Here is a 19,277-nt window from a genome sequence, read left to right as displayed (position 1 = left end):
ATCAATTTTGCCAATATCTTTTAAACATTAAAGTCTTAAACATCTTTACATGAAATAAAATAATCAATCATAAAAATTGTTGGACAAAACAGTCACTGAATGTCCAAGTCTTAAGCGGCTTTTCTAAACACCATAATTTTGGTTGTCGATATTAATAGCACATCACCATGCTGGTTCAAAGCTTGAGTCACGTAGCTGACGATACCGCGATCAATTTTGGTTTTAGACGGTACGATTGCGGTAATTTCAACTTCAACGTGAATTTTATCTCCTGCACGTGTCGGTCTGGGCCAGCGTAAACTCGATTCTGTACCCAATAATCCTCCGGCAACCGGAAAACATTCCGTCCAAAGGCGCATGGTCACGGCTGAGGTGTGCCAGCCGCTTGCGGCTAATCCCTGAAAAATAGGATGTTGAGCAGCAGCTTGTTCATCGGTGTGAAAGGGTTGCGGGTCGTATTGATTGGCAAACTGCTTGACTTCTTCCAGTGTCATTTCATATTCACGGCTGATGAAACGATCACCGATATTAAGGTCTTCTAAATACAACATTATTCTGTGTCCTGCGTTACCCGTTGTTCAACCAGAAAACCGCCTGTCTGGCGTTTCCACAGTTGAGCATATAAACCATCCTGAGCAATCAGTTCCTCATGTGTGCCTTGTTCTGCGATTCTGCCCTGATCAAGCACAATGAGGCGATCCATTTGAGCAATAGTAGATAAACGGTGCGCAATTGCAATGACCGTTTTGCCAACCATCAAGTCATTTAAACTGCTTTGAATTGCCGCTTCGACTTCGGAATCAAGGGCGCTGGTGGCTTCATCTAATATTAAAATCGGTGCATCTTTCAGGAAAACCCGTGAAATGGCAATACGTTGACGTTGTCCACCGGACAGTTTGACCCCGCGTTCACCTACATAAGCCTCAAAACCAACACGACCTTTCATATCTGTTAGCTGCGGAATAAACTCTTCCGCTTTGGCTTTTTTCACCGCCTGTTGAATTTCAGCTTCAGTCGCATTCGGACGACCGTATTTAATATTTTCAGCGACCGTACGATGTAGAAGAGAAGTATCTTGAGTCACTAAGGCAATATTGGCACGTAGACTGTCTTGGGTGACATCATGAATATTTTGTCCATCAATCAAAATACGACCTTGGTTGATGTTATAGAAGTGCAGCAGCAGTTGAATCAGTGTCGATTTCCCGGCACCGGAACGACCGACAATCCCAATTTTCTCACCCGGTTTGATGGTCAGGTTGAAATGATCAATGACATTCTTCTGGTTGTAGGCAAAACTGACGTCTTCAAAACGAATCTCGCCGTGCTGCACCTTTAACTTAGTGGCATTTTCCTTGTCCTGAATCTGGATCGGTTTGCCCAGAGTTTTCATCCCGTCCTGAATGGTACCGACATTTTCAAACAGCATGGTAATGTGCCACATGATGAATTCGGCCAGACTGTCTAACTTGAGTACCATCGCTGTGGTCGCTGCAATTACCCCGATTGCCGCCTGACCTTGTGTCCAGAGCCAGACCGAGGTTCCAATCACACTAATAAACAGGAAGGCGCTGAGTACACGAATACTGATCTGGTATTTCACCCCCAGACGCATTTGCTTATACACGGTCACCATAAATTCCTGCATCGACTCTTTGGCATATTGGCTTTCACGACCTGCATGAGCAAAAAGTTTCACTGTCTGAATATTGGTATAGGCATCGGTGACTCGGCCTGTCATGACGGAACGCGCATCGGCTTGTTGTTGGGATATTCTGCCAAGTCGTGGAATAAAATAGCTGGCAATCGCAATAAACAAGACTAACCATAAAATCAGTGGCACAATTAACATTGGCGAAATTGCACCCATGACCAGGCTAATGGTCACAAAATAGACCAGCACATAAACCAGCATATCCCCGAGAATCATCCAGAATTCACGTACTGCCAGCGCAGTCTGCATGACTTTGGCTGAAAGGCGTCCAGCGAAATCGGTATGGAAGAAGTCCAAGCTTTGTTGCAGTAATAAATTATGAAAACGCCAACGCATTCGCATTGGAAAATTACTGAATAATACTTGGTGTTTAATAATCGATTGCAGGCTGACAAAGAAAATATTGGCAAACAGAATGCTGATCAGAATGGTTAAGTTCTGCTGATTGGTTTCTAAAAAGGTGCTGGGTTGACTTTTGGCGAGCCAGTCGACCAATTTACCAATATAGGAAAAGAATAAAGCTTCAAAACAGGCCGCTGCAGCAGTACATGCAATCAGTAAAAATAGAAAAGGGCGAATGCCTTGAGTCGATTGCCAAACGAAAGCAAAAAAGGTCGTCGGTAATGGTTTGTGTAAGTCTTTAGTAGGGTATGGATCGACTAGCTTCTCAAACCATCGCAGCATTGTTTTCTTCCTATATCTATAACTTTCTGAAAGTTAAAAGGTAAATATTTAGACTAATAAAAACATGTACTTATGTAGAACATTTTAATAAGTTAAAACATGCGCGAACACGTTTTAACTTGAGTTAAACAGTTGCAGTTTACGCCTTTATTTACGCCATAATAATGAAAAACATTAAGGCGTAAATTACATGGGTTCAATCAGAATGCGAAGCCTTGCGGATGGAACTATTCGCTATAGAGCTGAGATTCGCATTAATCGCAAAGATCATCCTGAGTTCAAGGAAAGTAAGACTTTTAGTTCTCGTAGGATAGCAGAAAACTGGCTCTTTAAAAGGGAAAAGGAATTAAATGAAAAACCCGAGCTACTTGCAGGTAAGAATAGCCAATTTAATATGACAATTGGTGAAGCAATCCAAAAATATCTTGTCGAGGTTGATGGTGTTTATAGCAAAAGTAAAGTAAACACCTTAAAACTTTTGCAAAAATTTCCCTTGGCAAAAAAAACATTAAGGATGCTTAAGCCAAATGATATCTCCGATCATGTGAGACTTCGAAAAGAGGGATATGGAAAATTAGGATTAGCAAGCGTTTCACCAAGTACAATCCAGAATGAGCTACTTCAAGTTAGAAGTGTAATGTCACATGCATCTATAATGTGGGATATGGAAGTTGACATTAATAGTTTTGATAAAACTACAGCTCAACTAAGGAAAACTAGACAGATACTACCAACTACTAAAAGAGATAGACTTCCAACAAATGATGAATTGAAACAACTCCTTAAGTTTTTTGCAAATAAATGGAACAAAAGTACCAATAGCCGTTATCCAATGCACTACATTATTCTATTAGCTATTTTTTCATGCCGGCGAGAATCAGAACTGACAAGATTGTGGCTTGATAACTATGATGATCACAATCGAACATGGCTTGTTAAGAATCTCAAAAGCCCAAAGGGGTCATTAGGAAATAATAGGGAATTTCCTATTGATGAATCATGCGAAAAAATAATAGAGATATTCATGAATCCAGAAATAAGAAAACGTATGTATAAAACTGGACTAAATAAGAATCTTCTTCTGCCATTAAATCCCAATACAATTGCTTCTGAATTCACTAAAACCTGTAAAATTCTTGGAATTGAGGATTTAAGATTCCATGATTTTAGACATGAAGGGTGTACTCGTTTAGCAGAGAAGGGTTTTACCATTCCTCAAATTCAGCAGGTCAGCTTACATGAGTCTTGGGAAACATTACAAAGATATGTTTCGGTTAGAAAAAGAAGAAATGTCATGACTTTGGGTGAATTATTAGGCTTCATAAATGAAGCCTAATAATCAAATAATTCTAATGATGATAAGTACCTTTTACTTTTTCTCTACAATTTTTAGGTCAGATAGAAGCTTATCAAGCTCCAGATTTTCATATTTTCGCATGAGTGAATCTCTATGAATGTTTTCTTTCGCTCGAGTTATTTTTATTTTGCCTTCAGTTGTGAGATTAGTATCAAATAGGAAAAACTGAGGATTAAAATCGTTGTTACAGTAGATACGGTTGTCTCTTAGAGTTAATTCAATCTTCTGTTTGAATTTTGCCGTACATCTCGGTCCAAATATGACTCCTAGGATCATTCTAGGGTCATGATACATTATTCTTTCTCTAATTGGTGTAATCTCCTCGGGGGAGTTTGCTTTCAAAAGTGATTCAAGTGTAATGCTTGTAAGTAGTCTATATTCGTCCTCATACTCCCAAAAGTTACTTTTTTGAATACATGCATTTATTAAAATTCGTTCTTTCTTAAGAGCAGATTCAAGCAAAGAGATATTTTTATCACCATCTTTGTATGTAACTTTTTCAAATTTATAGGGCTGAAACTCTTTGGATTCATAGTGATTTTTTAAATAAAAATCATAATTTGAAGTAGTTTTATAAATTACTACGCATCCTTTAAAACCATCCGCATAATGAGCCCACATTAAAGGGTTTAAGGGGTTGGCTGAAAATGAAGCGCTATATAAATTAATATTTGTCGCTTGTGTAAGTTTCTCTTTCAAGAAAGTAGATAGTAGATCTAAGGAATCAATTCCTTGAAAAGTGTTGGTTTTACTTTCTAATTTGAAATCTTTAAATAAATTTTTAATTTCTTCTTTCTGATCTTCTAATAGGTTATTTAAAGTTGATGCCTGTGTATCAATAATTTTTTCTTTAAAAATATTATTGATACCTTGTAATAATTTCGGATTTTCAATGTCAAAATGTAAATTTAAATTCCAGTCAGGAAAAACTCTGTTTTGAAATTGAGTTGGTAGAGCTAAAACTTCTTTCCATAAATTTGGGTTATCGTCGAATTTGAAGTTTACTTTAAGATCGTGAGGATCATTAAGTTCATTATTTTCTGAGAAATAAATCTCATTATAACGAATGGCTTTTTCAAAAAAAATGTTAGAACGATAGTATTTGTAAAGTAAATTCATGTATATCCCCTAAAAAATTAAGAGTGTAATATACAAAAAAATTGAACTTGTTGTTAGATTATTTAATTATTACTAAGCTTCATTGATGAAGCTTAGTATGATCACTCGTCGCTTTCTCGTATTCTGCATCTAAAACCTTAGCAAGATCATTAATGTTAACTAAATACGGTGCTCTTTTGCTTTTATCTAGTTTAAATACTGAGAATGGAAAAGCCTGATCCCCAGCTTTTCTTAATGCCTCAGCTTTACTTAAATGTGGAAAATAATCATTTACTACCTCCATTAAAGTAGGGGTTATAGACCTATATTTAAAAAATAGAAGGTCAGCAGTATTTAATTGAAATGTTCCCATCTTTAACCCTCCGCATCCGCTTTTGCGACACGTAGCAACCTGATATTTTTTGGAATTGCTTCAAATTCTTGTCTTAAGTTTTCAATATTCATGCTGCAGCCCTCTTTTGAAGGAAGCGTTTATTACGCTTTGCCAGAGTGCCCCGATTAAGGCTGATTAATTCGGCTGCTTGGGTTAGATTGCCATGGGTTGCCGTTAATGCTTTTTGAACAATGATATCTTCCAGATGTTCAATTAAATCTTTGGTTTTACCTTCTTGAATTGCCTGATCAATATCATCCTCACGCAACACACCAAAAGTAGGTTTTTTAATTGATCCACCGCTCTTTAGGAGTGGATCAATATTCTGTTTATACCAAACATCAAATTTTTCTTGATCTTCTTTGGCTTTCACTTTTGACTGAGCAATATTTTCCTGATGGTCCTGAATGGTATCCGGCCAATTTAATTGATTACGATCATAGAACTCTTGAGCACTGGAATACATTTGCCAGGTAACTTCATCTGCCTGCTCAACAAGATTTAAGAGCCAATCACGGGCAATATCAAAATCACTTTCAATAAGAGCACTGGCAACAACCACGATTGCATTGTGGTGCATGGTCATTATTTCACAGTATTTCAGATCAGCGATATCAGACATATACATGAATGCTTCAGCAAGCTCAGACGTAAACTCAGCCTTGGTACCAGACTTTGCAGCTTCACGTAAAATGTCTTTTTGTCGATCGAACCATTCCCAACGATCTTGGGGTTTCATTGCATTCAATTTTTCAGGTACTGTATTCACTTTCTTTTTCTCCAAGTCGCTTCTTTTAACTTTGCATTGGCTACGTGGGCCAGAATTTCAGACTCATTTACATTGTCGAAAATATGAGTCATGTTGCCCCCGAACACTGTGAGTGTTCGGGTAATGGTGGAATAGTTGAATTTCACGATGCTTGGCCCTCATCGTTGGCCGCATTTTCCAGCTGCAGGCGACGGGTAGTAACGATTCGCATCATGTCTGACTGAATGACCGGATCTAGGCTGCCGACATCGATCTCAAGGGCATCCAAAGTTGTTAGATCAGGCGCGGTCTGGATCTTCACCATTAATGATGGTTCAGCCTTAGGTTGTGGATTTTGGAATTCCTGCAGGCGACGACTGATAGCGCGTAATAAAGGCTGGCGCTGTTCCTCAGTCCATGACTTTGTATAGCGGACGAGGGCATTCGCTTCTTCCGGTGTTTTAGTTTCAGCAAGTCTTGCAAGTAATTCTTGCAGTTGAGTATTCCACTCGGCTGTCTCTTTTTTTACCTGTTCAAAGTAGTGGATACCTTCATTCGATTTCATTACCTGAGCGACTGCAGCTGCAGTAACACGTTCTGGTTGAACCGGTTCCATTTGTTTGGCCAAAGTATCAGCCTTTAAATTTAACCGTGTAGCCAGTTCGGCATGTTCAACTTCTGAAAGCTCGCCGTTCATGTTGATACGGATCCGGATAGATTTAAGCTCATCCTCATTTTGTGCATTTTCAATATCAGTTATGAATGCATCACATAAAACTGAAAGATCACATTCAAATTCGCCTGGATGCGGGGTATCAGCTGCTAATTGATCTTTGAAATCTTCAATATTCTCTGCAGCTAATGATTCCAGTTTTGCTGTTTTGGCACTGGTGATGGCTTGTAGTTGCTCATCACTAAAATTGTGCTGGTCTAACCCGGAACAAACGGTTTCAACCTCATCTGTATCAATGCAAGTTGCAATTGCATCAAGAATTACATCTTTATGCGCTTCGATTTCTTTTTTAGTTGGGCGCTTATTTCTCGATTTTTTCTCAGTGCCAGGAACACCATTAACCGTTACTGCGAGATCCAACCCCAAAAAAGAGTGATAGGCTTTCATTTGCAGTTTTGCATTTTCCTCGTCACGCTGGACTACGCCACAACGAATGAAATTGAGCACATCAGAGCTATTATCAAATCTAGTTTTATGAATCTCAGCGCATGGAAAGATGCAGACATAAATCTCTTGGCCACTCTCCAATTCGTCTAAATCACAAGGCTTAGTAAATTTAATTCCGGCCATCTCCAACATTTCTAATTGAATACAAAATTCATAATTAGGCAGACCAAAAACAGTTGCTCGCATTTGGTCCAGAGTGCTGAAATCTTTATCTGCATGAAGAGCGCCATCACCAGCGTAACGGCACAGTACTGTTTTACCTTTTTGTAGGGCAGTGAAAGCCTCTTGGGCATTTAAAATATTATTCATAGCCATGTCCTAGTGATGCATTTGGTTGTTTTGTTGATTGTGGGCTTGCGATGGCATAGGTAATTCCCAGCCTTGCTGGTCGGCACGTGCCTGGCATGCTTTTCTGATGCCGGCATAAAAATTAGTGCCGTTAAATGTACTCAAGGCCTTTTCTAAAGTTGCAGGCTTATTCGCCTTGCTAATAGAGACCAAGGCATCCTGGAAGCGCTGGCCCATAGATTTTTGTGCTGGCTGATTTTGTTGCTGAGCAGCCGTATTTTGATTTTGCTGGTAATTACTACGTTGGTTGTTCTGGCCATTCGCGTTTTGTTGATTTTGGCCTCGGCCTTGCTGATTATTTTGACTCTGCGCACCAGTTTGTTGTTGGTATGCATCAGTATCAGCATCTTGTGTATCGTCGATAAGGAATAAGCCATTCAATGCGTATTTACGGGCATATGAACTCGATGCGCCAAAGGTTTGGGCAATATCCATACCTTTCTTATTGATATCTACACCAGCATGCGCTGTAACAACTGTTTGTTTTCCAGTAGCATCGGTAAAAACAGCCTTGGCAGTAAGAACTAGAACAGATCCTAGCTCTTGAACTTCATCTGTAAGGACCAGACTTGCACCATGTTGTGCCAAATATGGTTTTACACCTTCTAGGATGTCCTCAAGGCTGCGGTAGTGGAAATTACCAAATTTATTAAATTTGCTCTTTGGTGCCTTTAATTCTTGCTGAATAGTGCGTAACACATCCAATTCAGCAGACTGATTTTGTTGTTGTGACATGACAATCCCCTTAATTAGAACGTGCGTTGTGGTAAGCGGTGCGCTGGTTGGCGCTGTAGCGGGAAATTTGGCTATTACGTGCATTGCGTTCTTTTGAACGTTGTTCATTAACGGCACGCTTTAACTCACGCTTGACCCATGGGATAGAAAGCTCATCCGTGGTAACTTGACGTGGCTCAGCGTCTTTAGAGTCTTTTACTCGAACTGAATACCAGTTAAATGCAAGTTCCTGTGCACCGCCAAAAAAGTCCTTGTCGAAATCAGGCGTATAGTTCAATGACACTTTGGCCATAAAGATTTTTGAACCAAGGCGAACATGGTAGAAGCCTTGCTCATCTTTCAATAAGTATTCGCGGAATGGAGTAGTAAATTTGGTAATGTTCATGATCACCCCCGAACCATTTTGTTTTGTTCAATGTGGGCAGTGATCATTGTGATCATGTTGCGGATGTCATCTGCATTGGTGAAGTCGTTATAACTTCCACCAGTTGGTGTTAATACACGATCAACAGCCAGGTTATAGATAAATACAGCTTCATCATTGCTACCGAGTTGACCGTTATCGTCTGGTACCAACTTAAAATCAAAGCTTGTGTACACACGGAAGCCATCAAGATTAACTACAGCTTGGCCAGTCGTTTCAGATGTAATTTGAACTGCTAATACGCCGTACGTTGATTGAGTATTTACGTAGTTGTAGGCAGGGGCGATATCAACTGGCTTAGTAACAAGAGCATAAGCACCGGATAAAGTACCTACACCGAGAGCGACTACAGCACATCCTTTAAGCAAAGTCTTGCCTGAGATGTAGTTGCGATTGTGATTTAAAACATTTTGTTCCATAATGGACCTCGTAAGTGAAGAGCCCCGTCGTATCCGCCAAGATCCCGGGGCTTTTTGCTGTCTACGAGTAAAATAGTAAGCTAACTTACTTTTATGGTCAAGTTAAATAGTAATTAAAATTACTTATTGTTGTTTAAAACTTACTTTTTAAAATTTTGTAGACATAAGAAAACCCACCGATGAGGCGGGTTTTTGAGTGTTGTTTTATGAAGTTCGATATGACAAAAACCGAGGGCTTGTATAAATACAAAATAATTCTGCAATTACAAGAGATCAAAATATTCGAATAATAATTAATAATCCGAATTATTTATGCAGCGATTTCAGAAATATTACTATTCATTTTTATTGCAAAGATTCTTGATGACCTCGAAGCTTAATCCTAGATACATTACATACAAATCTGAATCGCCACCATTTGTTGAATGAGCAACTTTAACAACTTCAAAAAACGTACTTTCTCCATCTATTTCTATATCAATCCATTCGCCAATGCGCGGGTGGGTTGCAAACTCCCTTGCATACAGTGACTTAGGACTATCACCTGATATATCAATTACATTAAGTTCAAACATTTCATGTCCTTTAATCTATTGTCAAAATGGTGTAGGGCATATAATTCAATATTAACTAGGTCTTGATCTTCTTTTTGCTCTGTAAGTAAAACGCATGCAATCAATAACTTGTCCTACAAAGTGGCAGTGTTCATCCAAGGGTATAATATTTGGTTTGAATTCAGGATTAAGAGCTTGCAAATATCTAGTATTATCTGTTTCTATTACTAATTTTTTAAATGTCGCATCTTCAAATCTTCTCACAACAACCATATCGCCTGACTGCATATCGTTATAATAAACATCTGGATCTACTAGGATATAATCGCCTTCAAGGAAGTCAGGTTGATTGCTAATTCCTTGTACTTTTAAATAAAAACAATTTGTACATTCTTCAGGTAGAGGAAGCCATTCCTGTACTTGTGACATATCAACTGCCTGAACATTGGTAAATGTACCGGCCTGTACCCAAGACAAGACTGGAGCCATATGTGTCTTAATTTCTTTGACATTTTGGCATTCTTTATTAATTTTATCTTTTTCAGATCCATTTATTAAATATTGAATACTACAACCTAACGAACCTGCTAGGGCTACCAGACTATCATGTTTGGGAATATTTTCATCTTTCTCCCAGTAAATGATAGATGTCTTGGAAACACCAACCTTATCTGCTAATTGCTGCTGAGTTAACTTTCGATCTTTACGAAGTTGTTTTAGACGTATCCCAAGAGTTTCCATCACAAAAACACCAATTTCATTTGTAAGTTATCTTACCAATTGACAGGGTAAGTTTTATGTTATTAAATAAGGTAAGTTAAATTACTTTTATGGGTAACCTAAATGACCAAATCTGAAGCTTTAAGCTTACTTAATTGCTCAGTAACACAACTTGCTGAAAAATTAGATATCTCACATAACGCTATTAGCCAGTGGGATGAAGCAAAAATACCTTTAGCGCGTGAATATCAAATTAGAGATCTAGCAAGTGGCAAAGAGCCCCTGAAACGTTCAATAGCGCAAGCTTAGGAAATATCATGAGCAAAGTATTAATCAACATATCTGCAAGTGCCAGAAATGACGCTTCAAGAGTATTGCAGGCACTTGCGACAAATAACCAAAGTGATTTGGCCGAACATTTAAGTGTTGATCCAAGCACATTATCAAGAATGAAAACTGATAAGAAAAACAATGGATTGACTGAAATTGAATTGTTTTGTGAGTTGTTGAGTTGCCTTGGATTAAAGGTTGTCCCTAAAGATTATCAAAGTATTGATAAGGAACGGGTAGCAGCGTTGCTAGTGATGTCAAAAAGCTGGATGAATCGAATTGAGTCGGTCGATGACTTATTCCATGACGAAATCAGTAACCAAAAAGAAAAACTTGGATATTAAAAAACCGCTTTCCAGTTGCAGCTGGTAGGCGGTCGGTGTTCATTATTTGAAGGAAACAAGAACATGATCAATATATCAAACGAAGTATCAACCCACAACAGTGATTTCATTGTGGGGGATATGATTGTAATTAAAACACCACTTGAGTTTATCAACAGAACTTTTGACTCAGATGAGCTTTTCACAGTTCAGGATATTTGTGGGCTCCAGAGCAGTGGAGTCACCATTTTGGTGAATGGCCAACGAGTTACAGCTGCAGAATCTGAATTGCGCCATGCCTCAATTGCTGAGTTGAATGCCAAACGCCGTCTGACAGATATTGAGCAAGTTTTAGCGGAGGTTTCATGAATACAAAGCTTCCAGATTACAAACAACTTCAGGCGATCCAATCCTGGTATGAACCGGCATTGAAACTTTTAAATGATTTGCTTGAGCGTAACAAGGCCAATCTCCGTAAGCGCGGCTACAACGAAGAAAATGCAGCAATAACCCGTGAAGAGTTTAGACAGCAACTTGCACGCCGTGGTCGCATTACTTTGCATTTGGCTGGCGAAATAGAAACGAGTTTGTATAAAGCCCAAAAGATTGAATACATGGGCGGATATTTAAGACCTAAGGTGAATGAATTATGAGTTTAGATGCAACTGTCTGGGCTTGGAAAAAGCAATTCACACAAGTGAAGGGTGGATCATCCCCAGCGTTGAAGAAATTAGTCTTGTTATCCATGGCTGATCGAGCGGATGAGCAGCATTGCTGTTATCCGAGTACAGGTCGATTAGCTGAGGACTGCCAAATCAATAAGAAGACGCTTTTTAAGATATTGGAAGAGCTGATTGAAGAGGGTGTTATTTTTGATACCGGTGAGAGAAAGGGTAGAACCAAGCAGGTAATTGTGTATCGATTAATTGGTGTACAAGGTCGTGAACAAACAGTACCAACGTTGGAACACTTAGATGATGAAAGCCTTGATAGCCAAGGCTCGGATTTTGAAACAGTACCAACATTGGAACAGTTCCAACATTTCCATGAAAGAGTACCAACATTTCCATTAAACAGTACCAATATTGGTACACGGAATCTATCAAAGAATCTATCAGTAGAATCTAAAAATAAAAACCACTGGTTCTGTTCAAAAAAATTGAGTTTGGAAATTGCTCAAGCAAATCCTGAGATCGATACAAATGAGATCATCTCATCAACATGGTTCAACCGTGAGCATAAAGCTTTTGAATTGTTCAATGCGGAAAAGAACCTTTGTGATGAACTCATGATTTACCACTTTGCAAACTGGTTACTTGAAGCGAAAGCAAAACAGGACCGTTTGAAAAACTCTTCTCAACCGAATCAGAAGCAACCAGCAAAATCCAAAGGCACGCTGACTGACAAACAAAGACATTTCTTTGCAGGCAAGTTATCCCGTTTACCTGAGTTCGCTAAATATTCACATGGTAACGAAAGCTATGAGCAACTGGCTAAGCGTTTGGAACCAATGCTCAAAGACCCTGCAAACCTCAAGAAATGGGCCGAGTACCTGATCAATATCAGCAATGAACACAAGGGGGATGCAGCGTGAATCAACCTCTTAATCCGTTGACAGTTAGTTTGAGTGAAAAATTTAAAAATAAAGGTGGTTTAAATGAGTTGGCTCTTTTCGCAGGCGCTGGTGGCGGAATACTCGGATCGCATCTCATGGGATGTACAACAGTGTGCGCAGTTGAACGTGATGCCTACGCCGCACAAGTTTTGGCGCAACGACAAAATGATGGAATTCTCCCGGCTTTCCCAATTTGGTCTGACATTAAATCTTTTGACGGAAAACCATGGCGGGGAATTGTTGATGTTATATCTGGCGGATTTCCATGTCAGGACATCTCATCTGCAGGAAAAGGCGCAGGGATCGATGGGGAACGTTCAGGACTTTGGTCAGAAATGGCACGAATTATCAGTGAAGTTCGACCTAGAGAAATCTGGGTGGAAAACTCACCAATGCTTGTTTCCAGAGGACTTGCCCGAGTCATCAGTGACCTTGCCCAAATGGGGTATGACGCGCACTGGACACGTTTTTCAGCATCTAACTTTGGAGCGCCCCATATCCGCGACAGGCTCTGGATTGTTGCCTACTCCCAAAGCATCGGATGCGAAGAGAATGGATTGCCTATCAGAGAGAAATCGGAAAAGTCCTTGTCTGGAATCGACTGTGAATATGTGGCCAACACCCAAAGCTTCGGACTGGAACAAAAGAGGGAGAATCAGCCCTCATCCGAGAAACGGTTTGTCAGGAGCTGTTGCGAATTTTCCGACACCCAATGCTTCCGATGCAGACAAATGGAGCAACGAAACATTAGAGGAAAGAAAAGCAAAAGGTCGTCAAATTCGGTTGAACACGGCAGTTTCTCCACAAGGGGGAAATGGTGGTCGGTTGAACCCAGATTGGGTCGAGTGGCTGATGGGGTGGCCCATCGGGTGGACAGACTTAAAGCCATTGGAAATGGACAAGTTCCAATCGTGGCTAAGAGCGCATTCAAATATTTAGGTGGTGGCCTATGACTTCAATGAGTCTCGCTCAGTATCGTGAAGAAATTCTTAAACTGTCTTGTCAGTCTAAGGCCACTAAACGCAATAAGTTCAATGCCAGTAAGGTCGAATGCGATGGGATGACCTTCGATAGCAAAAAAGAGTATAAGCGGTACATCGAGCTCAAGGCTATGCAGCAGCGGGGTGAGATATATGGTCTAGAGCACCATACTAAGTTTGAACTGGCACCAAAAACAAAGCTCGATGGAGAAAAACGAGCCAAGCCAGCATTACGTTATTTTGCAGATTTCACGTATTACAACGCCGTTGGCCAATACATTGTTGAAGATGTGAAATCAGAGGCGACCAGAAAGAAAGACAGCTATAGAAACAAAAAGCACTTAATGAAAACGGTCTTAAATATTGATGTGAGAGAGGTATGAGTAGATGAGTGCAACTACTGAGAAGTTTGAAAAATTTGAATGGTTGACTCACGGACTAACTGTGAGCTCACCAAGTCAGGAACCATCTATTCATGGTACAGGTGAGAAACCATTGGACTATCAAGATCGTCTGGGTGCTATTGCGTCAATGGATACCCAGTTGGCGAAGTCTGTTACTGCTCTAATTGTGTTCGAGGGGAAAGCACAAAGTGACTATGAATACGTTCGCCAACATCTGGCTAATATTCTTATTACTAATGCAATAAAAGATAAGAAGAGGGAACCGGAACGAATTGCCATGTTTCATCTTGCTTGGTTAGTCGCCAGAATGGTGCTTGATTTTGCTTTAGATCCAGAGCTAGAAGAAAACTATACTGCTAAAGGACGGTTAACATATGCAGGAATCCGATCTTATCAAATGAGTGTTGATCGTTATCGTATGACATGGAAACCATATGAAAAGCTTATGATACTTGCGATTGAATCTGCAATCTCTGAAGCAGCAAAATCGATTGATGATTATAAAAAGAACACTTATAAAGAAATTAAAAAATAGGGGATTCCATTTTAACGGAGACTAGGGTATATTTTTTACATACTGGTCATATTGCAGATTAAATATGATTCAGCGTAAAAAGCTCGCATTATGCGGGCTTTTTTGTTGCCCCTTAATTGGGGTTTTTTTATGCCTAGAATTTTATTAACTCAATAAAAAGGCTTTCATCTTAAATCTGTAACTTCATACAGATCATCTTTATAAATAAACTAAGAGGTTATTATTATGTCTTCTAGCTGGACTTTACCATTATTTGTTAAACAAATTATTGAACAGAAAGATATTTGCCTTCCTGAAGGTATCACTGAGATCCGCGCACCATTCTTCTTTAATTGGAGCCGAGCTCAATCGTTAGAAATTCCAGAAGGGGTTACACTCATTGGAGATTATGCATTTCAAAACTGGTCTGCGGGAACTTCAATTAAATTACCTAATTCACTATTGCGTATTGAAAACAGTGCTTTCCAGGGTTGGGATTCTCTTAAAACAATTGTTATTCCAGAAAATGTTGTGTTTCTTGGTGACAGCGCATTTGGGCAGTACACAAAACTAACAGAAATTACGGTTCTTGCTTCTACTCCACCAGTGTTAGAGCAGATCCATTATCCACCTTTTAACTTTGATGCTGTCATTGTTGTAAAGGTACCTGCAGCTTCAGTTGATCTATATAAAGCAGCTCCTATCTGGTCAACTGTTACAGATAAGATCGTAGCAATTTAACTTTTAAAAAGTAATTCAAGAGCCCATCGAAAGATGGGCTCTTTTTTTTTTTCTAAGGTTTGAAAAATTTAATAATTTGAAGTTCCGACGTGAAAACAGAAAATTTAAAAATAGCTGGAATAAAGGTATTTCGTTTTAATGAAATCTAAGGTATAGTTTTTCTATACTGGTCGTATTACGGTTTAACCATGACCAAGCAATGAAAGCTCGCATTATGCGGGTTTTTTTATACGCAAAATTATATTTTTAAAGTGAGGTTGATTTTTTTTGTGATATCAATCATAGATATGTTTTATCTAGGAGAATTATTATGGGAACTCAAAATCCAATCAATCAAACACATCTAATAATTGCAGCGATTTCGGCGAGCTTTGCTAAGGCATTAGATAAACATAATCCAGGAATCAAAGAAGAATTCTTGAAAGAACTTGGTGAACGGTATCATGAAATCCGTGATTACTCCCATCCGCATACAGAAGCAATAGAAACATTGACTTGGACAAGGGATTTTTTAAATAAAGACTAATAAATAAGCCCTTATTATTTTTTATCTTTATTGAGGAGTTAATAACGTGATAACAACTAGTAGTAATCAGCTATTCAAACTTCCCATTTTTCTTTCTCTAATAGTTTTCTTGGGTATTGAGTCTGCACATGCTGAAGGGAATTGTCCTCCAGGTTATTATCCAATAGGTGGGCAGGGTGTTCAGGGGTGTGCGCCAATTCCTGGTGGGAGTGGTGGTGAAAATACCAATAATAATCCGAGCTTGTACCCTATGGCTGGAACATTGTGGGGAGCGATTGCTGAAGACAAAAGTAAAGGCTTAAAGGGCCGAGCATTTGGTTCTACACGAAATTTTAAATCTAAAGAAGAGGCCCAAACAAATGCATTAAAAGGATGTCAGAAGGATGGTGGACAAAAATGTGAGCTATCACATACATATAAAAATGGCTGTGTTGCTATAGCCGATCCAATTAATGAGGGCCAAAAATCAGAAATTAAATATAATGTTTCAGAGGATAAGGCCAAAGAAGCTGCATTACTTTTTTGCTCTTTGAACAACCAGCAAACGTGCCGCATCGTGTATTCTGGATGTAGTTTGTAAAAATTATAAGTTAATATGTGCTGAGTGCATTCCAAATAAAGTATGAAAGCCCTATATCATTTAGTTACTTTTATGCACAAGAACATCGTACTTATAACATTAATTTATTAAAGGCTCACTCATTGTAAAAAATGGTCATGGTACAAAAAATCTCCAAGTAAGGAGAGAGAATTATGACAATCATTACTTTAAAAAATATAGTGACTGGAACTAAAACTCGTATTCAATCAATTATTGAACCTTTAGTGAACATCGACTCAAACTGGAACTCTAGAGTTACTCCAGTAGTAAAATGGATAGATGCGGAAACAGGGGATGATGTCCCTAATGAGCTTCTAGAATTACTAAAAAGACCCAAGCTTTATCAAGTTGTAAGTAAGAATGTGCTTATTTACAAGATTGAATAACAAAGACCTCCTTCGGGAGGTTTTTTATATTTAATTGAAAATTTGTGAGTCACCTAGTCAAGCATATTTCGGCACAAGAAGCCCGGCAGACACACATGTTCTTAGCGGGGCTTTGATATTAAGTAATATAATAATTTAGGATATGGGAGATTTGAGTAATTAATAGTCTTTTTGAAATTCATTTGCATAAAGTATATCTGGGCTATTTAAGTTTTCCTCTACCTGCGAGAAGAAGCGGCTGGCATGCAAGCCGTCAACAAAAGAATGATTAAATTTACAAGAGATAGGAATTACACCTTTTTCCAATTTACCCCAAGTTAAGGTGGGAACAGCTGCGCTGAAATGGTATTCAGCATGGGTAATTGATGAGAAGTGAAGCCATGGTAGGCAGCTTGCACAGAAGAAATTTTCACCTTGTACAATCATCGGTCCAGCTTTCGAGTCTTTTACATCAATAATTTTTTGAGATAACTGATCAGAAAATATTGAAAAATTAGGTTCAAAATTGCACATTACTTGTCGAAATGCTTCTCGAGTAGTCATTATTGGAGTCATTACGTTAATTGTTGAATACTCAATGATATCTGCACCTAACAATCGCTGTTTCATTTGTGGTACAGAATTGGCTGCTTGTAGGATGGCGAACAATGTTAGTTGAAAGAATGACTCGTTATTATCCTTGGCAAATTCATATAGTTTTTGTGCTTTGATAGGAACACATAGATTAAAGCATGAATTATCAAATTTATTGTAAAAGTCGAAGTGATCTTTTCTATGCCAATTTTCTTTATCAATTACCTTGTAGTCAGACATGAAACCTCACAAAAAATCATCTATTAACATAGAAATGGCGTTAAACATTTGAGCTAAGTAGCTTATTAATGAGTATAACGAATACTGAATTGCATCCAAAATTTTTAATTACTACACGACTATTTATTGAAAAAGCTCATAATCGCAATTCAGGATGTAGCAAAGGGTGATAAAGTTAACTGTGAACTCGCAAGAAAGCAGTCGATAACACCAAGGTGTAAACGTAGAATTTGATGAAAATTAAATGCTTTGATGACTAAATTTTGATTGCAAAACCATCAAGCTAGTTTTATTCCTATAGTAAATGGAGTTAGTTATGAAAAAGCTTTTATTAATTGTTGCTGTGATGAGTGGTGTAAGTTTAACAGCGTGTGCTGTTCACACTCCAGAAGGAAGTGTTGTTGTTGATCCAGGCGGCCGTTTAATTGATGGGCGCTACTATGAGGGCCATGGAAATGGTCGATTCTGTCCTCCAGGGCAAGCGAAAAAAGGTAATTGTTAATTTTTCTGCTTATAATCATTAAACCTCCTTCGGGAGGTTTTTTATTATCACACACATAGGCGCGATAGGATTCAACTCACCGAGCGTATTTCGGCACAAGAAGCCCCGCTAACATACTAGTTATTGCGGGGCTTTTTATTTTCTTGTTTGGAGATACCATCTTTAATAATATCGATAATGAGATATGGGAAACTGAACAAGAATTAAAGCATGTGGGTAGTTGTACAACTAAAGGCCTTACACAAGAACAGATCGCTTAATTAGATGAGCGATTTTTTTGGCCATTGAAAAACTGGATTGGTTAAGAGGTTGCCGAGAGAAAAGTGGAAATAGCAAGGTTTAATTGCTAGTAATAAAGCATTGGTTTAATATTGAATCAGGAGGCATAGTTTGCCGACGCTGCCTCCTGAAAGTTAACACTCCTTAATTGTTGACTATTTGACTTACCTCCAAATTAAATATTGGTTGGCTGAGTTGAAAATTATTGTGTTGTTGGTAGACAGGTGCTACCAGCAACACAATCCATATTACAGAAATTTTATTTTTTTGGTGCATAGTGCACTCCCTTATAAATCATATTGAATAACTTTTTTCACACCACGCATTACTTACTGATTCGTGGTGTTTTTTATTATAAATCATTTGTTGGGATAAATACTAAGTCAATTGAGCGTCAGTATTTGTCGTGCAGTTTCCTCCAATGATGGTATTTGTATTTAAATGATAGAAATAAGGTTGAGCTGAATTGAATGAGTATGAATATTTGAAATGCACTAGAAAAAGCCTACCCAAAACCAAACCTAAAAGTAGACCACTGCCGAAAGCAAAACAAGCTTATCTAGATACCTTTAAAGATATGGAGCGTGCTTTACAGATCTTTGAGATCAAGTACGAAAAACTATTCCAGTTCAAATCAACAAAACATTGGCGTTATGACTTCCATCTTATTGAGCACCGGATCTTAATTGAGATTGCTGGTGGACCCTGGTCAGGAGGACGTAAAGGTAAATTGGCAAGTAAAGCTTGGAGCCTGGATAAATATGATCAGGCTTGGCAGAAGGGTTATACCGTTGTCAAGGTTGAATCATCTACTCGATACAAGATTGATGAAACAGGACCAACGCAGATTGAGGCGAGCCATGCTGATCAGTGGCTTAAAAGTTTAAA

The 19,277-nt window shown here is 38.6% G+C and carries 27 protein-coding genes; 15 read left to right on the top strand and 12 right to left on the bottom strand.

The window, feature by feature from the left end; all coding sequences use genetic code 11:
- Window positions 1–110: 110 nt before the first annotated feature.
- Window positions 111–551: a MaoC family dehydratase gene (locus tag ACNQO6_RS00135; RefSeq protein ID WP_440207746.1), complete on the bottom strand. Its 441-nt coding sequence runs from the start codon at window positions 549–551 to the stop codon at window positions 111–113.
- Window positions 551–2,398, bottom strand: coding sequence for an ABC transporter ATP-binding protein (locus ACNQO6_RS00130; protein WP_440207745.1), 1,848 nt, complete (start codon window positions 2,396–2,398; stop codon window positions 551–553). The genes ACNQO6_RS00135 and ACNQO6_RS00130 overlap by 1 nt, the downstream gene beginning before the upstream one ends.
- Window positions 2,399–2,588: 190 nt before the next feature.
- Between ACNQO6_RS00130 and ACNQO6_RS00125 the strand changes: the two genes are divergently transcribed.
- Window positions 2,589–3,734, top strand: coding sequence for a site-specific integrase (locus tag ACNQO6_RS00125; RefSeq protein WP_440207744.1), 1,146 nt, complete (start codon window positions 2,589–2,591; stop codon window positions 3,732–3,734).
- A 33-nt stretch (window positions 3,735–3,767) separates the two neighbouring features.
- On the opposite strand, the gene ACNQO6_RS00120 is transcribed toward ACNQO6_RS00125, so the two are convergent.
- The 9 genes from ACNQO6_RS00120 to ACNQO6_RS00080 form a co-directional block, all read right to left on the bottom strand.
- The gene (locus tag ACNQO6_RS00120; protein WP_440207743.1) at window positions 3,768–4,874 is read right to left on the bottom strand and encodes a DUF2971 domain-containing protein; all 1,107 of its coding nucleotides are present in this window, start codon (window positions 4,872–4,874) and stop codon (window positions 3,768–3,770) included.
- A 79-nt stretch (window positions 4,875–4,953) separates the two neighbouring features.
- Window positions 4,954–5,226, bottom strand: coding sequence for a pyocin activator PrtN family protein (locus ACNQO6_RS00115; protein WP_440207742.1), 273 nt, complete (start codon window positions 5,224–5,226; stop codon window positions 4,954–4,956).
- 88 nt (window positions 5,227–5,314) lie between these two features.
- Window positions 5,315–6,016 (bottom strand): helix-turn-helix domain-containing protein, encoded by a 702-nt coding sequence (locus ACNQO6_RS00110; protein WP_440207741.1) that lies wholly within the window; start codon window positions 6,014–6,016, stop codon window positions 5,315–5,317.
- Window positions 6,017–6,158: 142 nt separating this feature from the next.
- Window positions 6,159–7,484 (bottom strand): hypothetical protein, encoded by a 1,326-nt coding sequence (locus tag ACNQO6_RS00105; protein ID WP_440207740.1) that lies wholly within the window; start codon window positions 7,482–7,484, stop codon window positions 6,159–6,161.
- Between the two features lie 9 nt (window positions 7,485–7,493).
- Window positions 7,494–8,258, bottom strand: coding sequence for an ERF family protein (locus ACNQO6_RS00100; RefSeq protein ID WP_440207739.1), 765 nt, complete (start codon window positions 8,256–8,258; stop codon window positions 7,494–7,496).
- A 10-nt stretch (window positions 8,259–8,268) separates the two neighbouring features.
- Window positions 8,269–8,643, bottom strand: a complete 375-nt coding sequence (locus ACNQO6_RS00095; RefSeq protein ID WP_440207738.1) for a hypothetical protein — start codon at window positions 8,641–8,643, stop codon at window positions 8,269–8,271.
- Between the two features lie 2 nt (window positions 8,644–8,645).
- Entirely contained in the window at window positions 8,646–9,101 is a 456-nt protein-coding gene (locus ACNQO6_RS00090; RefSeq protein ID WP_440207737.1) for a hypothetical protein, read from the bottom strand.
- Between the two features lie 335 nt (window positions 9,102–9,436).
- Entirely contained in the window at window positions 9,437–9,676 is a 240-nt protein-coding gene (locus ACNQO6_RS00085; protein WP_440207736.1) for a hypothetical protein, read from the bottom strand.
- A 51-nt stretch (window positions 9,677–9,727) separates the two neighbouring features.
- Window positions 9,728–10,396, bottom strand: coding sequence for a LexA family protein (locus ACNQO6_RS00080; RefSeq protein WP_440207735.1), 669 nt, complete (start codon window positions 10,394–10,396; stop codon window positions 9,728–9,730).
- A 102-nt stretch (window positions 10,397–10,498) separates the two neighbouring features.
- On the opposite strand from ACNQO6_RS00080, the gene ACNQO6_RS00075 reads away from it, so the two are divergent.
- The 12 genes from ACNQO6_RS00075 to ACNQO6_RS00020 all read left to right on the top strand — a co-directional run bounded on the left by ACNQO6_RS00075 (window position 10,499) and on the right by ACNQO6_RS00020 (window position 16,795).
- Window positions 10,499–10,684 carry a Cro/CI family transcriptional regulator gene (locus ACNQO6_RS00075; RefSeq protein ID WP_440207734.1) on the top strand — a complete coding sequence of 62 codons (186 nt, stop codon included), beginning with the start codon at window positions 10,499–10,501 and terminating at the stop codon, window positions 10,682–10,684.
- Between the two features lie 8 nt (window positions 10,685–10,692).
- The gene (locus ACNQO6_RS00070) at window positions 10,693–11,049 is read left to right on the top strand and encodes a hypothetical protein (RefSeq protein WP_032872090.1); all 357 of its coding nucleotides are present in this window, start codon (window positions 10,693–10,695) and stop codon (window positions 11,047–11,049) included.
- A gap of 63 nt (window positions 11,050–11,112) precedes the next feature.
- Window positions 11,113–11,397, top strand: a complete 285-nt coding sequence (locus ACNQO6_RS00065) for a hypothetical protein (RefSeq protein ID WP_440207733.1) — start codon at window positions 11,113–11,115, stop codon at window positions 11,395–11,397.
- The gene (locus tag ACNQO6_RS00060) at window positions 11,394–11,681 is read left to right on the top strand and encodes a hypothetical protein (RefSeq protein ID WP_032882748.1); all 288 of its coding nucleotides are present in this window, start codon (window positions 11,394–11,396) and stop codon (window positions 11,679–11,681) included. The genes ACNQO6_RS00065 and ACNQO6_RS00060 overlap by 4 nt, the downstream gene beginning before the upstream one ends.
- Complete coding sequence (locus ACNQO6_RS00055) at window positions 11,678–12,622, top strand: helix-turn-helix domain-containing protein (RefSeq protein ID WP_440207732.1); 945 nt, start codon at window positions 11,678–11,680, stop codon at window positions 12,620–12,622. Before ACNQO6_RS00060 ends, ACNQO6_RS00055 begins: the two co-directional genes overlap by 4 nt.
- Before the next feature lie 116 nt (window positions 12,623–12,738).
- On the top strand, window positions 12,739–13,596 hold the full coding sequence (locus ACNQO6_RS00050) for a DNA cytosine methyltransferase (RefSeq protein WP_440208055.1): 858 nt from the start codon (window positions 12,739–12,741) through the stop codon (window positions 13,594–13,596).
- On the top strand, window positions 13,593–14,006 hold the full coding sequence (locus ACNQO6_RS00045) for a DUF1064 domain-containing protein (protein ID WP_440207731.1): 414 nt from the start codon (window positions 13,593–13,595) through the stop codon (window positions 14,004–14,006). Before ACNQO6_RS00050 ends, ACNQO6_RS00045 begins: the two co-directional genes overlap by 4 nt.
- A gap of 4 nt (window positions 14,007–14,010) precedes the next feature.
- A complete protein-coding gene (locus ACNQO6_RS00040) occupies window positions 14,011–14,562 on the top strand; it encodes a hypothetical protein (RefSeq protein WP_440207730.1) in 552 nt (183 codons plus the stop codon).
- A gap of 225 nt (window positions 14,563–14,787) precedes the next feature.
- Entirely contained in the window at window positions 14,788–15,282 is a 495-nt protein-coding gene (locus ACNQO6_RS00035; protein WP_440207729.1) for a leucine-rich repeat domain-containing protein, read from the top strand.
- Between the two features lie 310 nt (window positions 15,283–15,592).
- Entirely contained in the window at window positions 15,593–15,808 is a 216-nt protein-coding gene (locus tag ACNQO6_RS00030; RefSeq protein WP_440207728.1) for a hypothetical protein, read from the top strand.
- 46 nt (window positions 15,809–15,854) lie between these two features.
- Window positions 15,855–16,388 (top strand): DUF4189 domain-containing protein, encoded by a 534-nt coding sequence (locus ACNQO6_RS00025; protein WP_440207727.1) that lies wholly within the window; start codon window positions 15,855–15,857, stop codon window positions 16,386–16,388.
- A 173-nt stretch (window positions 16,389–16,561) separates the two neighbouring features.
- Window positions 16,562–16,795: a hypothetical protein gene (locus ACNQO6_RS00020; protein WP_440207726.1), complete on the top strand. Its 234-nt coding sequence runs from the start codon at window positions 16,562–16,564 to the stop codon at window positions 16,793–16,795.
- Between the two features lie 159 nt (window positions 16,796–16,954).
- On the opposite strand, the gene ACNQO6_RS00015 is transcribed toward ACNQO6_RS00020, so the two are convergent.
- Window positions 16,955–17,608, bottom strand: a complete 654-nt coding sequence (locus ACNQO6_RS00015) for a CatA-like O-acetyltransferase, family 1 (RefSeq protein ID WP_440207725.1) — start codon at window positions 17,606–17,608, stop codon at window positions 16,955–16,957.
- 316 nt (window positions 17,609–17,924) lie between these two features.
- Here ACNQO6_RS00015 and ACNQO6_RS00010 point away from each other — a divergent pair, with 316 nt between their 5' ends.
- Together ACNQO6_RS00010 and ACNQO6_RS00005 are read left to right on the top strand one after the other, a co-directional pair.
- Window positions 17,925–18,110: a hypothetical protein gene (locus ACNQO6_RS00010; RefSeq protein ID WP_440207724.1), complete on the top strand. Its 186-nt coding sequence runs from the start codon at window positions 17,925–17,927 to the stop codon at window positions 18,108–18,110.
- Between the two features lie 745 nt (window positions 18,111–18,855).
- On the top strand, window positions 18,856–19,277 hold a 422-nt coding region (locus ACNQO6_RS00005), incomplete at its 3' end, for a hypothetical protein (RefSeq protein ID WP_440207723.1).

Origin of the sequence: Acinetobacter calcoaceticus (assembly GCF_051947995.1) — a bacterium.
Taxonomy (GTDB): domain Bacteria; phylum Pseudomonadota; class Gammaproteobacteria; order Pseudomonadales; family Moraxellaceae; genus Acinetobacter.
The sequence above is the reverse complement of the archived record's forward strand: the minus strand, read 5'-3'. Positions and strand labels throughout refer to the sequence as shown.

Coding starts and splice junctions, on each gene's coding strand:
- ACNQO6_RS00135 (WP_440207746.1), bottom strand. CDS start 551: ATGTTGTATTTAGAAGACCTTAATATCGGTGATCGTTTCATCAGCCGT.
- ACNQO6_RS00130 (WP_440207745.1), bottom strand. CDS start 2,398: ATGCTGCGATGGTTTGAGAAGCTAGTCGATCCATACCCTACTAAAGAC.
- ACNQO6_RS00125 (WP_440207744.1), top strand. CDS start 2,589: ATGGGTTCAATCAGAATGCGAAGCCTTGCGGATGGAACTATTCGCTAT.
- ACNQO6_RS00120 (WP_440207743.1), bottom strand. CDS start 4,874: ATGAATTTACTTTACAAATACTATCGTTCTAACATTTTTTTTGAAAAA.
- ACNQO6_RS00115 (WP_440207742.1), bottom strand. CDS start 5,226: ATGGGAACATTTCAATTAAATACTGCTGACCTTCTATTTTTTAAATAT.
- ACNQO6_RS00105 (WP_440207740.1), bottom strand. CDS start 7,484: ATGAATAATATTTTAAATGCCCAAGAGGCTTTCACTGCCCTACAAAAA.
- ACNQO6_RS00100 (WP_440207739.1), bottom strand. CDS start 8,258: ATGTCACAACAACAAAATCAGTCTGCTGAATTGGATGTGTTACGCACT.
- ACNQO6_RS00095 (WP_440207738.1), bottom strand. CDS start 8,643: ATGAACATTACCAAATTTACTACTCCATTCCGCGAATACTTATTGAAA.
- ACNQO6_RS00090 (WP_440207737.1), bottom strand. CDS start 9,101: ATGGAACAAAATGTTTTAAATCACAATCGCAACTACATCTCAGGCAAG.
- ACNQO6_RS00085 (WP_440207736.1), bottom strand. CDS start 9,676: ATGTTTGAACTTAATGTAATTGATATATCAGGTGATAGTCCTAAGTCA.
- ACNQO6_RS00080 (WP_440207735.1), bottom strand. CDS start 10,396: ATGGAAACTCTTGGGATACGTCTAAAACAACTTCGTAAAGATCGAAAG.
- ACNQO6_RS00075 (WP_440207734.1), top strand. CDS start 10,499: ATGACCAAATCTGAAGCTTTAAGCTTACTTAATTGCTCAGTAACACAA.
- ACNQO6_RS00070 (WP_032872090.1), top strand. CDS start 10,693: ATGAGCAAAGTATTAATCAACATATCTGCAAGTGCCAGAAATGACGCT.
- ACNQO6_RS00065 (WP_440207733.1), top strand. CDS start 11,113: ATGATCAATATATCAAACGAAGTATCAACCCACAACAGTGATTTCATT.
- ACNQO6_RS00060 (WP_032882748.1), top strand. CDS start 11,394: ATGAATACAAAGCTTCCAGATTACAAACAACTTCAGGCGATCCAATCC.
- ACNQO6_RS00055 (WP_440207732.1), top strand. CDS start 11,678: ATGAGTTTAGATGCAACTGTCTGGGCTTGGAAAAAGCAATTCACACAA.
- ACNQO6_RS00050 (WP_440208055.1), top strand. CDS start 12,739: ATGGGATGTACAACAGTGTGCGCAGTTGAACGTGATGCCTACGCCGCA.
- ACNQO6_RS00045 (WP_440207731.1), top strand. CDS start 13,593: ATGACTTCAATGAGTCTCGCTCAGTATCGTGAAGAAATTCTTAAACTG.
- ACNQO6_RS00040 (WP_440207730.1), top strand. CDS start 14,011: ATGAGTGCAACTACTGAGAAGTTTGAAAAATTTGAATGGTTGACTCAC.
- ACNQO6_RS00035 (WP_440207729.1), top strand. CDS start 14,788: ATGTCTTCTAGCTGGACTTTACCATTATTTGTTAAACAAATTATTGAA.
- ACNQO6_RS00030 (WP_440207728.1), top strand. CDS start 15,593: ATGGGAACTCAAAATCCAATCAATCAAACACATCTAATAATTGCAGCG.
- ACNQO6_RS00020 (WP_440207726.1), top strand. CDS start 16,562: ATGACAATCATTACTTTAAAAAATATAGTGACTGGAACTAAAACTCGT.
- ACNQO6_RS00015 (WP_440207725.1), bottom strand. CDS start 17,608: ATGTCTGACTACAAGGTAATTGATAAAGAAAATTGGCATAGAAAAGAT.
- ACNQO6_RS00010 (WP_440207724.1), top strand. CDS start 17,925: ATGAAAAAGCTTTTATTAATTGTTGCTGTGATGAGTGGTGTAAGTTTA.